General features: G+C 62.5%; 7 protein-coding genes. All 7 read right to left on the minus strand.

All coding sequences use genetic code 11. From position 1 onward, the window contains the following. On the minus strand, positions 1-2,160 hold the full coding sequence (gene glgX, locus HBN98_RS19455; protein WP_083369214.1) for a glycogen debranching protein GlgX: 2,160 nt from the start codon (positions 2,158-2,160) through the stop codon (positions 1-3). Positions 2,161-2,452: 292 nt separating this feature from the next. Beyond that, complete coding sequence (locus HBN98_RS19460) at positions 2,453-2,785, minus strand: DUF2934 domain-containing protein (protein ID WP_064587403.1); 333 nt, start codon at positions 2,783-2,785, stop codon at positions 2,453-2,455. A gap of 27 nt (positions 2,786-2,812) precedes the next feature. Further along, positions 2,813-5,581 carry a malto-oligosyltrehalose synthase gene (locus tag HBN98_RS19465; protein WP_083369213.1) on the minus strand — a complete coding sequence of 923 codons (2,769 nt, stop codon included), beginning with the start codon at positions 5,579-5,581 and terminating at the stop codon, positions 2,813-2,815. Further along, complete coding sequence (gene malQ / locus HBN98_RS19470; RefSeq protein ID WP_083369212.1) at positions 5,578-7,656, minus strand: 4-alpha-glucanotransferase; 2,079 nt, start codon at positions 7,654-7,656, stop codon at positions 5,578-5,580. Before malQ ends, HBN98_RS19465 begins: the two co-directional genes overlap by 4 nt. Continuing rightward, the gene (gene treZ / locus HBN98_RS19475) at positions 7,653-9,455 is read right to left on the minus strand and encodes a malto-oligosyltrehalose trehalohydrolase (protein WP_083369211.1); all 1,803 of its coding nucleotides are present in this window, start codon (positions 9,453-9,455) and stop codon (positions 7,653-7,655) included. Before treZ ends, malQ begins: the two co-directional genes overlap by 4 nt. Before the next feature lie 19 nt (positions 9,456-9,474). Beyond that, complete coding sequence (glgA, locus tag HBN98_RS19480; protein ID WP_064587407.1) at positions 9,475-11,061, minus strand: glycogen synthase GlgA; 1,587 nt, start codon at positions 11,059-11,061, stop codon at positions 9,475-9,477. A 586-nt stretch (positions 11,062-11,647) separates the two neighbouring features. Continuing rightward, a complete protein-coding gene (locus HBN98_RS19485) occupies positions 11,648-12,601 on the minus strand; it encodes a D-2-hydroxyacid dehydrogenase family protein (RefSeq protein ID WP_083369210.1) in 954 nt (317 codons plus the stop codon). Positions 12,602-12,613: the final 12 nt, after the last annotated feature.

Below are 12,613 nucleotides of genomic sequence, written 5' to 3' on the forward strand. Positions count from 1 at the left end.
TCAGTCTTCTTCTTCGCGTTGCAGTTCGAACAGCAGCAGCGAACGGCCGGTGACGGAATATTCGTGACCGAACTCGAAGCGTTCCTGACCGCGAATCGCCGGTTGGTTGGTGTCGATCATGCAGGTCCAGAAACTGCCTTCCGGCACTTCCGGCAGCTGGAAATTGACGATGTCGTGATGCGCGTTGACCACCAGCAGCAGGGTCGCGTCGGCGCCCTTGCGGCGAATCCCGGTTTCCTGCGCGCGGCCATCGAGGAGCATGCCCAGGCAACGGTTGTGCGCGTCGTGCCAGTGTTCGGTGGTCATCTCGGTGCCGTCCGGCGCAAGCCAGGTCACGTCCTTGACGCCGATGTCCTCGTTGTATTCGCCGACCAGGAAACGTCCGCGACGCAGGATCGGATACGCCATGCGCAACTTGATCAGGCGTTTGACGAACTTCAGCAGTGCCTTGCCGTCCTCGCTCAGGTCCCAGTTGACCCAGCCGATCTCGCTGTCCTGGCAATAGGCGTTGTTGTTGCCGTCCTGAGTCCGCGCGAATTCGTCGCCGGCGACGATCATCGGCGTGCCTTGGGCCAGCAGCAGGGTGGCGAAGAAGTTACGCATCTGCCGGTGACGCAGTTCATTGATTTCAGGATCGTCGGTCGGACCTTCGACGCCGTGGTTCCACGACAGGTTGTTGTTGCTGCCGTCCTGGTTGTTCTCGTCGTTGGCTTCGTTGTGCTTGTCGTTGTACGACACCAGGTCATTGAGGGTGAAACCGTCATGCGCGGTGATGAAGTTCACCGACGAATACGGTCGCCGTCCGCGCTGGTTGAACATTTCGCCGGACGCGGTCATGCGGCTGGCGAAGTCGGCGACCTGGCCGTCATCGCCTTTCCAGAACGCACGCACGGTGTCGCGGAACTTGTCGTTCCACTCGACCCAGCCCGGCGGGAAGTGACCCACCTGATAGCCGCCGGGGCCGCAGTCCCAAGGCTCGGCGATCATTTTCACCTGACGCAGTACCGGGTCCTGACGGCAGGCGACGAGGAAGCTGTGACGCTCGTCGAAACCGTCGTGATAACGGCCGAGGATGGTCGCCAGGTCGAAGCGGAACCCGTCGACGTGCATTTCGCTGGCCCAGTAACGCAGCGAGTCGGTGACCATTTGCAACACGCACGGGTGACTCAGGTCCAGCGTGTTGCCGGTGCCGGAATCGTTGATGTAGAAACGCTTGTCGTCGGGCATCAGCCGGTAGTACGAGGCGTTGTCGATGCCGCGCATCGACAGGGTCGGGCCTTGTTCGTTGCCCTCGGCGGTGTGGTTGTAGACCACGTCGAGGATCACTTCCAGATTGGCTTCGTGCAGGTGCGCGACCATTTCCTTGAACTCGGCGATCTTGCCGCTGGCCAGATAGCGCGGGTCCGGGGCGAAGAACGCGATGCTGTTGTAGCCCCAGTAGTTGGTCATGCCTTTGTGCAGCAAGTGCTGGTCGTTGACGAAGGCATGGATCGGCAGCAATTCCACCGACGACACGCCGAGCTTGCGGATGTGTTCCAGCACATCGTCAACCATCAACCCGGCAAATGTGCCGCGCACGTTCTCCGGCACCGACGGGTGCCGCATGCTGATGCCGCGTACGTGGGTTTCATAAATGATGGTCTTGTCCCACGGCACGCTGACGCGGTGGTCGTTGCCCCAGGTGTGCGCCGGGTCGATGACTTTGCATTTGGGCACGAAGGGCGCGCTGTCGCGTTCGTCGAAACTGAGGTCGGCGTCCGGATGGCCGATGGTGTAGCCGAACAGTGCTTCGGACCATTTCAACTCGCCGACCAGTTGCTTGGCGTAGGGGTCGATCAGCAGTTTGTTGTGGTTGAAGCGATGACCATTGGCCGGATCATATGGGCCGTAGACGCGATAACCGTAGATCAGCCCCGGGTGGGCGTCCGGCAGATAGCCGTGGTAAATCTCGTCGGTGTATTCCGGCAGTTCGATGCGTTCGAGTTCGACTTCACCGGCGTCATCGAAGATGCACAGTTCAACCTTGGTGGCGTTGGCGGAAAACAGTGCAAAGTTAACCCCCAGCCCATCCCAGGTCGCACCGAGCGGGAAGGGCAGGCCTTCACGGATTCTGGACGGCTCGGCGTGCGTTGCGGGCTCGGCTTTTTTGGGACTGGACATGATTGCTCCTGCAAAACGGGTTGGTTCGAATAACTGATCAATTACGGGAGCAGATTGTGTGGCGAGGGGATTTATCCCCGATCGGCTGCGAAGCAGTCGCAAAACCTGTGCACGCGGAATGTCTGAGACATCGCCATTGCTGCTTTGGGGCCGCTGCGCGACCCATCGGGGATAAATCCCCTCACCACAAAACGCTCTCCAGTCAGGGTTTTTCACATTTCTTGAGGACGAGTTGGCCCTCGGTGGCGAGCAAGCTCGCCACACGGTCATTCAGTTCAATAATCCGGGTGGGTCAGTTGGCCGGGGGCTTGCGGGTTGCCCGGGGCTTTTTCTCGGGGGCTTTTTCGCCCGGCGGAACGACCTTCGCCGCGCCGGCCGGTTTGGCCTTGGCGGCCGCCGCAGCCTTGGGTTTGGCCGCTGCGGCTTTGCTGTCGGTGTCTTTGCTGGCCGTCTTGCCAGCCGTCTTGCTGCCTGTTGCCTTCGGCGATTTCTTCGGCGCCAAAGCCTCGGCTTCAGCCAGTTTGCGCGCCATCTCCCAGTGGCGTGCTTCGTGACCTTCAGGTTTGCCCTCTGATTCCCAGATCTGATAGGCGAACTCGCGGATGCGTTTATCGTCGGTACTCATCGCAATGCTCCTGAACTGAACTCGTCGTTACGTAAAGAGTTGGATAAAGAGATTGACCGGGATATCCCCCAGCGCGGCGCTGACGTTCAGCTCCCTGTTTTTTGTGACTGCGCTGCTGTGAAAAAGTCCCTTCAGGTTTGTGTCGGAGGCGGCGAACGGTAAAACCACCCGCGTATCGCCCCAGCGCAGCGCATCGACCTGAGGGATGGCACAGTTTTCCAGCAGCGTCGCGCAGCGCACCGGTACGATCACGATGGCGTACGTCCCCTCGTGTTCACGGGCAAACGCGAGCACGTTGTGCGCCTGGCTGCCCAGCACCTCCAGGGCCTGGTACGAGCCTCGCCGGAACAGCTCGGCGTGTTCGGCGCGCAGGTTCAGCACCTGGGCGATCAGCGCTTGCTTGATGCGCCCGTCACGCCAGTTCGCCAGCAACTTCTCGACCTCTGCATGCGCATGCAGGGCCTGCTCGTGGGCGGCGTAATCCACCGGCCGGCGGTTGTCCGGATCAACCAGACTGAAGTCCCAGAACTCGTTGCCCTGATACAGATCGGGCACCCCCGGCACGGTCATGCGCAGCAAGGTTTGCGCCAGACCATTGAGCGCACCGGCGGCGGCGATGCCGTTGACGGTCTTGCTCAGTGCCGCGCGCAGCAGTTCGCCTTCGTCACCGGTCAGCAGGCGTCGGGTGAAGGTCTGCGCAGCGTTTTCATAGGCTTCGTTGGGCGCACTCCAGCTGCTTTGCAGCTTGGCTTCACGCAGGGCTTTCTGTTGCCATTGCCAGATGCGCTCGGCGTAATCGGCAAAACCTGTCTGATCGTCATCGCGCAGTTGCAGCGGCCAACTGCCGAGCAATGCTTGATAGAGGATCAGTTCATCAGCGGACGACGGCAGTTGATCGTCGTCGCGCAGCGGCCGGGCGAGGGCGCGCCACAGCTCGACCTGTTCGGCGTACCAGTGGCTGCGTTCGCTGAGCACCGCCAGCCGCGCCCGGGTGTCTTCGCCGCGCTTGTGGTCGTGGGTGGCGGTGGCCAGCAAGTTGTCGGGAAACGCCTCCATCCGCTGCTGATTGATGGCATGGAAGTCACTGAGCGGCGCGCTGAACTGCTCGGTGTTGTAGCCGACGTCATTGCGCGACAGCAGCACCGCCGAGCGATACAGCGCGGTGTCTTCGACTGCCTTGGCCGCTGCCGGTGAGGTCAGTTGCTGGAAGCGTACGCAGGCGTGCTTGAGGATCTTGCGCGAGCGCCCGCGCGGCTTGTGCCGCCACGGTGTGCCGCCGAGCCACGCAGCGACGCAATCGAGCACCGGCCAGTCGCCTTCGCCCAAGGTCTGGCGAGCACCGTCCATGGCCTGCTGGAAGAACTGTTCATCCTGTGCCGGGCGGCCCAATGCGCTGATATAGGTGCGGTAGACCGGGAAATGCACGATCAGCGCCTGCAACACCCGGCGGATCGCGCCGAGGGTCAGGTCGCGGGTCATCAGGTCGTCCCGGGCCACTTGCAACAGGGCCTGGGCGACGCTTTCGAAGTCACTGGCCAGCGAGCCATTGAGGATCTGCTGGCGTGCCAGTTGCGCTTCTTCGATGAACGCCGCCGGGCGCTCGGTACGCCGCTGCCAGAGGTCGCCGAGTACGTGTTCGCCGTCGGGGTCGTGTTGCAGCAGCGACAGCTGATTCATGAACTCGTAACCGGTGCTGCCATCCACTGCCCAGTCGCGGCGCAGGGTTTCGCCAGCGCCGAGAATCTTCTCGACGTAGATCGGCAAATGCCGCCCTGGCGCGAGCAGGTCGAGGCGCCGGCGCAGCTTGCGGCAATAACCACGCGGATCGGCGAGGCCGTCGATGTGGTCGATGCGCAAACCGTCGACCAGCCCTTCAGCGATCAACTGGAAGATCTTGCCGTGGGTCGCTTCGAAGACTGCCGGGCGTTCGACGCGCAAGCCGCCGAGTTCGTTGATGTCGAAAAAACGCCGCCAGTTGATGTCATCGGCAGCGGTGCGCCAACTCGCCAGACGGTAGCTCTGGCGCTCCAGCAACTGGTGCAGTTTGTCGAAACCTTCCTCGGTGGTGGAGTCGTAATGCGTCAGGTTGGCCTCAATGGCTTTGAGGATCTGCGGATCGCCTGCCAGCTCGCGCAACTCTGCCTTGAGCGGCAGCGCCAGCGAATGAGCGTCGGACTGGTCACGGAGGGCAGTGAAACGCTCGGCCAGCGACTGCAGCGCTTCGACCGGTTTGAGCAGGTCGCCATAGTCATTCGGGCAGATCGGGAAGTGATGCTCGTAATGCTCGACGTGGAAGCGTCCCTGCTGCGCATCGAAATGCAGTTTCAGCGAGCCTTCCTGCAGTGCGACGCCGTAATCGCTGCCGAGAAACGGCAGCAGCAACTGGCCTTCCATCAACGGGTCCGGCGAGTGCCACTGGATGTCGAAGAACTCGCTGTAAGGGCTCAGTCGACCCCATTCCAGCAGGTCGAGCCACCATGGGTTGTCACCGCCGCCGACGGCCATGTGATTGGAGACGATGTCGAGGATCAGCCCCATGTTGTGTTCGCGCAGGGTGCTGACCAGGCGCCGCAACGCCGGTTCGCCGCCGAGTTCCGGGTTGACCTGGGTCGGGTCGACCACGTCGTAGCCGTGCATCGAGCCGGCTCGCGCGGCGAGCAGTGGCGAGGCGTAGATATGGCTGATACCGAGGCTGGCAAAGTACGGCACCAGTGGCACCGCCTGTTCCAGGGTGAAGCCTTTGTGAAATTGCAGGCGCAGGGTCGCGCGCAGTGGCTGGATGAGCGTCTGGTTCATTGGTCACGCTCGGCTGCCTGAAGGCGGGCGCAGGCCAGCAGTTCCAGACGACGCGCTGCATCGACCCCGTCGAGCAAGGCTTCGCTGTTGCCGGGCAACCGCCGCGACCAGTTCGGGTGGCTGTCGATGGTGCCAGGCAGGTTGGCCTGTTCGTCGATGCCCAATGCGTCCTCCAGTGGCAATAACACCAGCGGCGCCCGGGTATGACCGAGGAACCGCACGCTGGCGTCCACCACCTGATCGGCTTCGTGGGACTCTTCGCGGAAGTTCTGCGGGTCCTGACTCAAGGCGCTGCGCAAGCCTTCGCGTTCGCGCTGGCGATGACGCCGCCAGTCGATTTCACCGTTGGCATCGACAAAGCCCAGGCGCGCATTCCAGTCGATGTCGCGGCCATGCCACCAGCCGTTGAGCGTCGGCAGGTCGTGGGTGGTGGTGGTTGCCAGGGCGTTGTCCGGCCAGTCGAGAATCGGTTTGAAACGGGTGTTGTCCTGTTCGAACAGCAGCACGCGCATGCCGAGAATCGAACGGGCGATAAGTTTTTCCTGCAGGCCTTCGGGCACGGTGCCGAGGTCTTCCCCAAGGACGATGGCCTGATGGCGATGGGATTCGAGGGTCAGCAGGCGCAGCAGATCGTCCACCGGGTAATACAGGTACGCGCCGTCGGCGGGGGCGGCACCGTTGGGGATCACCCACAGGCGTTGCAGGCCCATGACGTGGTCGATGCGCAGGCCGCCGGCATGGGCGAAGTTGGCACGCAGCATGTCGATGAACGCGCGAAAGCCATTGCGGATCAGGCCTTCGGGAGAAAACGCGGAAATCCCCCAGCCCTGGCCGGAACGATTGAGGATGTCGGGTGGTGCGCCAACGGTCAGCGAGGCGAGCAATTCGTCCTGAAAACTCCAGGCCTGGCTGCCGGCACCGTCGGCACCCACGGCCAGGTCGGCGATCAGGCCGATGCCCATCCCGGCGCTGCGCGCGGCGGTTTGTGCGCGCTCCAGGCAACGGTGGATCAACCATTGGCAAAAGGCGAAGTAAGCGATGCGCTCCGCGTATTCCTCGGCAAACGCTTCGAGGGCGGCGCCGCGCGGGTCGTGCCAGTGTTCCGGCCATTCGCGCCAATCGAGGCTTTCGCCACGGGCAGCGCGCATTTCCTGAATGGCTTCGAAGCGGCAATGATTTTCCAGTGCTTCGCCACCGCTGTGGCGGAAGCTGGCGCAATCCGCGTGCAGAGGATGCTCGCCGGCGACGAACCCGTCGTACAAGGCTTGCAGCAATTTTTGCTTGGCGTCGGCGGCAGTCGGCCAGTCGATGAGTTTGAGCTCTTCCAGTTGCTGGAATTGCTCGGCCAGGCCGCTGGCGTCAATCGCATCGCGCAGCGCCCGTTCCCCGAGGATCGCCCCGGGGGCAGCATATAGTGAATTGAGGAATAGACGACTGGACGGCGAATAAGGGCTGTAGCGCCCGGTGTCGGCGCTGAACATCGCGTGCAGTGGGCTGATCGCCAACGCATCGGCACCGCGCTCGCCGGCCACCCGAACCAATTCTTCCAGCGCTTGCGTGTCGCCGAAACCGCCATCGCCGGGGCGACGCAGACCGTAGAGTTGCGCGCTCAGACCCCAGACCCGCGGGATCGGGTTGTCCACCGCATCGCCGACGCTAAAGCAGCGCTCCGGCGCCACGGCCAAGGTGAAATACTGATCGGCGATGTGCACCTGTTGATAGCCGACCGGGACCAATCCCGGCAGCACGGCGTTGTCATCAAGCTTGAGGTTCAGCCGCGAGCCGTCTTCGAGATGAATCTCACACGGGGTTTGCGGTTCGAAATAGCGCGCCAGATCCACGCCGACACCTACGTCGGCAGTGAGCAGCGGCGGCAGGTGCAGATCCTGTTGCACTTGTTGCAGTTGCAGCAGGCTGGCGTCGATTTCCTGCGCGGTATTGGCCGGATGCCCGAGTCCGGTGAGGACATTGCGCAGTACCGCCGGGGCGACTTTTTGCGGGCGGCCGTTGGCGTCGATCCAGTCAACGGCAAGGCCAGCTCTGCTGGCGAGAATTTCCAGTTGCGCATCGCTCATAGGCGCTCTCCATCCAAAGGTTGCAAGGGGGTTGCGGCCGTGAGGCTGACAAGCGCGCAATACGCGGGCAGTTGGCCCGGTTCCGACAGGGCAACCGCAGGCGGCTGTTGAAACAGCCACACGGCATCGCTCTGTGGAGGGTTGACCACTGGCGTATCGCTGAGGTTCAGGTCAATTCGCAGCTCGCTGCCATCGCCCAGGCGCCAGCGTGCACTGACCGCGCCGTGGCCGAGCATGTGTGCGCCGAGCGCCTGGGTGCCGGACAGATGCGGGATGATGTAGCGGTGGCGCAGTTGCAGCAGGTGCCGGTACAGGGCGAGGGTTTCCTGCTGTTTCGCGCTACCGCTGCCCATCAGCCGTGGTTGCGAGGCATGAAAGGTCTGTTCGGCATTCGGGTCGGGAATTTGCTCGCGCTTGTGCGGATCGCTGAAGGCGCTGAAGTCTGCAAATTCATTGCGCCGACCTTCGCGCACCAGATCCGCCAGCTCGCCGTGGTGGCTGGTGAAAAACAGGAAAGGCTGTTCGGCCGCGTATTCGTCGCCCATGAACATCAGCGGAATCATCGGGGACAGCAGCAACAGCACGGTGGCCGCCTGCACCGCCTTAGGGTTGGCCAGTTGATGCAGGCGTTCGCCAAAGGCGCGGTTGCCGATCTGGTCGTGGTTCTGCAGGAACAGCACGAAGGCGGTGGAGGGCAGGTGTTCGCTCGGCTCGCCGCGCGGTTCACCGTGGCGGGTGATATGCCCCTGGAACACGAACCCCTGGCTCAGGCAGCGCACCAATTGTTCGGTCGGTTGCAGCGCATAGTCGGCGTAGTAGGCGTCGGTTTCACCGGTCAGCAGCACGTGCAAGGCGTTGTGCCCGTCGTCGTTCCACTGCGCGTCGTAATCCTCTTCGAGCAGGCTCGACTGGTTGAGCTCGTTCTCCACGGTCAGCCAGACATGGCGGCTTGGGTCGATTTGCTGGCGGATGCGCTGTGCCAGTTCCGGCAGGAAATCCGGGCTTTCGATGGCGTGCACCGCGTCCAGGCGCAGACCGTCGAAGCGGTATTCCAGCACCCACATCAGTGCGTTTTCGATGAAGAAATCCCGCACTTCCCGGCGGCGGAAATCGATGGCCGCGCCCCAGGGCGTGTGCTTGTCCTCGCGAAAGAAGCCTTTGGCGTAGCGGCCCAGGTAATTGCCGTCGGGGCCGAAGTGGTTGTAGACCACGTCGAGAATCACCGCCAGGCCAAGGCCGTGGGCGCTGTCGATCAGATGCTTGAGTTGTCCCGGCGTGCCGTAGGAGGCTTGCGGCGCATAGGGCAGCACACCGTCGTAGCCCCAGTTTCGACTGCCGGGGAACTGTGCCAGCGGCATCAGCTCGATGGCGGTAATCCCCAGCTCGACCAGGCGCGCCAGATGCTGCTCGACTTCGGCAAATCCGCCGAGCGCACCGACGTGCAGCTCGTAAATCACCGCTTCACTCCACGGCCGACCTTGCCAGGTGGTGTGCTGCCATTGATAGGCCAGCGGATCGACCACCACACTGTGGCGGTCAAGGTCGCCATCCTGGGCGCGGGAGGCCGGGTCGGGCACCTCCAGTTCGCCGTCGATGTTGTAGCGGTAGCGGGTGCCCGCGGGGCACCGGGTCTTGATCACGAACCAGCCATCACCCTGCGGCAGCATCGGCAGGGACTGGCCGTTGGCAAGTTCGACACTGACGTAAAACGCATCCGGTGCCCACAGCGCAAATTGCGTGTGTTCGGCGTCCTGCATGATCGCGCCGTGGGGCCAGTTATCTTGGGTCCGTAACGGCATCGTGAAAAAACTCCCTGAGTTATTTGTGGCCGGCTTTACCCAGCGCCTTGGCGACCAGTTGTTCATAAAGTTCGGCGTAGGGTTCGACCGCTTTGCACCAGTTGAACGGCGCGGCCATGGCCCGGCAGCGCATGGCGTTGAGCAGCTCGGGGAAGGCGAACACCTTGAACGCGCGGCTCAGGGCTTCGCGGTAGCTGTCGGCGGTGGATTCGTCGAAAAGGAATCCGGTGACACCGTTCTCGATGGTGTCGGCCAGCCCGCCGGTATTGCGCGCCACCGGCAACGAACCGAATCGTTGCGCGTACATCTGGCTCAGGCCGCAAGGCTCGTAGCGCGACGGCATCAGCAGGAAATCGCTGCCGGCGAACATGCGCCGGGCGTCGGTTTCATTGAAGCCGATGCGCACGCCGATCTGCCCTGGGAAGCGCAGCGCCAGTTCACGCATGGCCTGTTCTTCTTCCGGCTCGCCGCGACCGATGATTGCGATCTGGCCGCCGTTCTGCACGATGTACTCGGACACCGCCTGAGTCAGGTCCAGGCCTTTCTGATAAACCAGACGCGAGACCACGGCGAACAACGGCCCGGTGGAATCGTGCAGACCGAACAGTTCACGTACATGGGCGGCGTTGATCGCTTTGCCTTCCCAGTCGCCGATGTGGAACGGCGCGAACAGGTGTGGATCGGTCGCAGCATCCCAGCTCTCGTCGATGCCGTTGGGGATGCCGCTGAGCAAGCCTTGCTGGGTCTTGGCGGCGAGAAAGCCGTCGAGACCGCAGCCAAAATCCGGGGTGGTGATCTCTTGCGCATACGTCGCGCTGACCGTGGTGATATGGCTCGAATACGCCATGCCGGCCTTGAGGAACGACATCTTGCCGTAGAACTCCATGCCTTCCTGTTGCAGGGCATGGGTCGGAATGCCGAGCTCCGGGCACGAGCCGAGGCTGGTCACGCCTTGATAGGCGAGGTTGTGAATGGTGAACAGGGTCGGCGTACGCTGCCCGCGCCAGTGCATATAGGCGGGCGCCAGACCGGCGGGCCAGTCATGGGCGTGCACCAGATCCGGGCACCAGTGAATTTGTGCGAGGTTGGCGGCGATGTCGGCAGCGGCCAGGCCCAGGCGGGCGAAACGAATATGGTTGTCCGGCCAGTCGCGGCCGTTGTTGGCGCCGTAGGGAGAACCCTCGCGCTCATAGAGTTCGGGGCAGATCAGGACGTAAATCACCAGGCCGTCAGGCATGTCCATGCGGCCGATCTTGCACGGTGGCAGCGCGGCATGACCGCCGAGCTCGCCGATGATGTGGATCGGGTTTTCGCTGTGCATCACCTGCGGGTAGCCGGGGATCAACACCCGCACATCGTGCAGGTGCGCCATGGCGCGGGGCAGGGCGGCGGAGACGTCACCCAGACCACCGGTCTTCACCAGATCGGCGATTTCCGAGGTCACGAACAATACTTTTTTCTTGTTGGGGTTCTGGCTGGCGACGGGCGTCAGCGTTTTGGTGCTCGGGACGTTGATCGACCGGCTGCCGGGAAGACTCACGGTGCTCGATTCACCAACCGCCTGCTGAGCACGCTCTCCCTGAATTTCCAATGCCGCACTGATCATATGAATCTCCCGTGTCGTTGATCTGATTCTTGTATCGAACAAGCTGTGGCCAAATCCTGTGGCCGGGCGCAAACGCGCCACGCATCGGTGAGCAAACGCTACCCAACACGTGCAAAGCAGAATGGGTGAATGGGCCGTTGCAAGGATTGCACCAGTCGCGTTGACCCTGCCTTTCAGATGACCCGCCGCAATCAGCAAAAGTTTCGACAATTTTTCGGCTATGTGACCGGGCGGTTTTACCCCGCGAAAATCAGTCTAGGCCAGATCCTAGAGCGGGCCAGAGCAAATGGGTAAATTGTTCGACAATCGGTTGGCAGGCGGCGAAAGCCGTGGTCTGCAGACAGAAACGCACCGACGAAGTGCAGGTTTTTTTGCTGGAGAGGACCAAAACGGTGACTGGCCGGTCACGATTCTGTGCTAGTGCAAAGGGAGGGTGCACTGTTGTGGTGCGGGCAGTTTGTTGATCGGGTGTCTGTGCGGGCCTCATCGCGAGCAGGCTCACTCCTACAGAGGAACGCATTGCAATGTGTAGGAGTGAGCCTGCTCGCGATGGCGTCGGAGGGCGCACCGCAACGAGAAATTGCGGTCAGTTCAACAGGCGAACCGGACTCCCGGCGACCCAAGCCTGAATATCCTCGATCATCTGCGAAAAGAACTGTTGATAGTTCTGCCGGCTGACATACCCCACATGTGGCGTGGCCAGCACATTGTCCAGGGTGCGAAATGGATGCAGTTCCGGCAACGGTTCTTGATCGAACACATCCAGCGCCGCCCCGGCAATCTTCTGTTTCTGCAAGGCCTTGATCAGCGCTGCTTCATCGACGATCGGCCCGCGGGCGGTGTTGACCAGCAGCGCTGTCGGCTTCATCCAGTCCAGCGCCTGGGCGTCGACCAGCCCGCGACTGCGCTCGCTGAGTACCAGATGCACCGAGAGCACATCGGCCTGTTCGAACAATTGCTGTTTGCTGACGTAGGTCACGCCGGCCTGCTGCGCGCGTTCAGCGGTGAGGTTTTCGCTCCAGGCGATCACGCGCATACCAAACACCTGACCGAATTGCGCGACCTTCTGACCGATGCTGCCAAGACCGAGGATGCCCAGGGTCTGGCCATGCAGGTCGCCGCCCAGCCCCTGCTGCCAGCCGCCGGCGCGCAGGGCGTTGGCTTCATTGAGCAGATTGCGCGTGGCGGCCATGATCAGCGCCCAGGTCAGTTCCGGCGCCGCGTGCTTGTAGCTGTCGGTGCCACAGACCTTGATTCCTAGGCTGGCGGCCGCCTGCATGTCCAGCGCCGCGTTGCGCATGCCGCCGGTGACCAGCAGCTTGAGGTTGGGCAGGCGCTGGAGCAGGTCCTGGTCGAAACGCGTGCGCTCGCGCATCACGCAGATCACCTGGTATTTGCCCAGTCGCTCGGCCAGTGTGGCGTTGTCCGCCGGGTATTCATGCACAAACGTCACTTCGCCGATGCTGTCGAGCACCGACCAGTCGACCACATCCCGCGCCACGTCCTGCCAGTCATCGATTACTGCAATCTGCACCGCCATCAGCCTTACCTC

It is taken from the genome of Pseudomonas koreensis (assembly GCF_012986595.1).
GTDB classification, from domain to species: domain Bacteria; phylum Pseudomonadota; class Gammaproteobacteria; order Pseudomonadales; family Pseudomonadaceae; genus Aquipseudomonas; species Aquipseudomonas koreensis.

What these genes read in the sequence shown, in the direction of transcription:
- treZ (WP_083369211.1), bottom strand. Translation starts at nt 9,455, where the DNA reads ATGCCGTTACGGACCCAAGATAACTGGCCCCACGGCGCGATCATGCAG.
- HBN98_RS19465 (WP_083369213.1), bottom strand. Translation starts at nt 5,581, where the DNA reads ATGAACCAGACGCTCATCCAGCCACTGCGCGCGACCCTGCGCCTGCAA.
- HBN98_RS19485 (WP_083369210.1), bottom strand. Translation starts at nt 12,601, where the DNA reads ATGGCGGTGCAGATTGCAGTAATCGATGACTGGCAGGACGTGGCGCGG.
- malQ (WP_083369212.1), bottom strand. Translation starts at nt 7,656, where the DNA reads ATGAGCGATGCGCAACTGGAAATTCTCGCCAGCAGAGCTGGCCTTGCC.
- HBN98_RS19460 (WP_064587403.1), bottom strand. Translation starts at nt 2,785, where the DNA reads ATGAGTACCGACGATAAACGCATCCGCGAGTTCGCCTATCAGATCTGG.
- glgA (WP_064587407.1), bottom strand. Translation starts at nt 11,061, where the DNA reads ATGATCAGTGCGGCATTGGAAATTCAGGGAGAGCGTGCTCAGCAGGCG.
- glgX (WP_083369214.1), bottom strand. Translation starts at nt 2,160, where the DNA reads ATGTCCAGTCCCAAAAAAGCCGAGCCCGCAACGCACGCCGAGCCGTCC.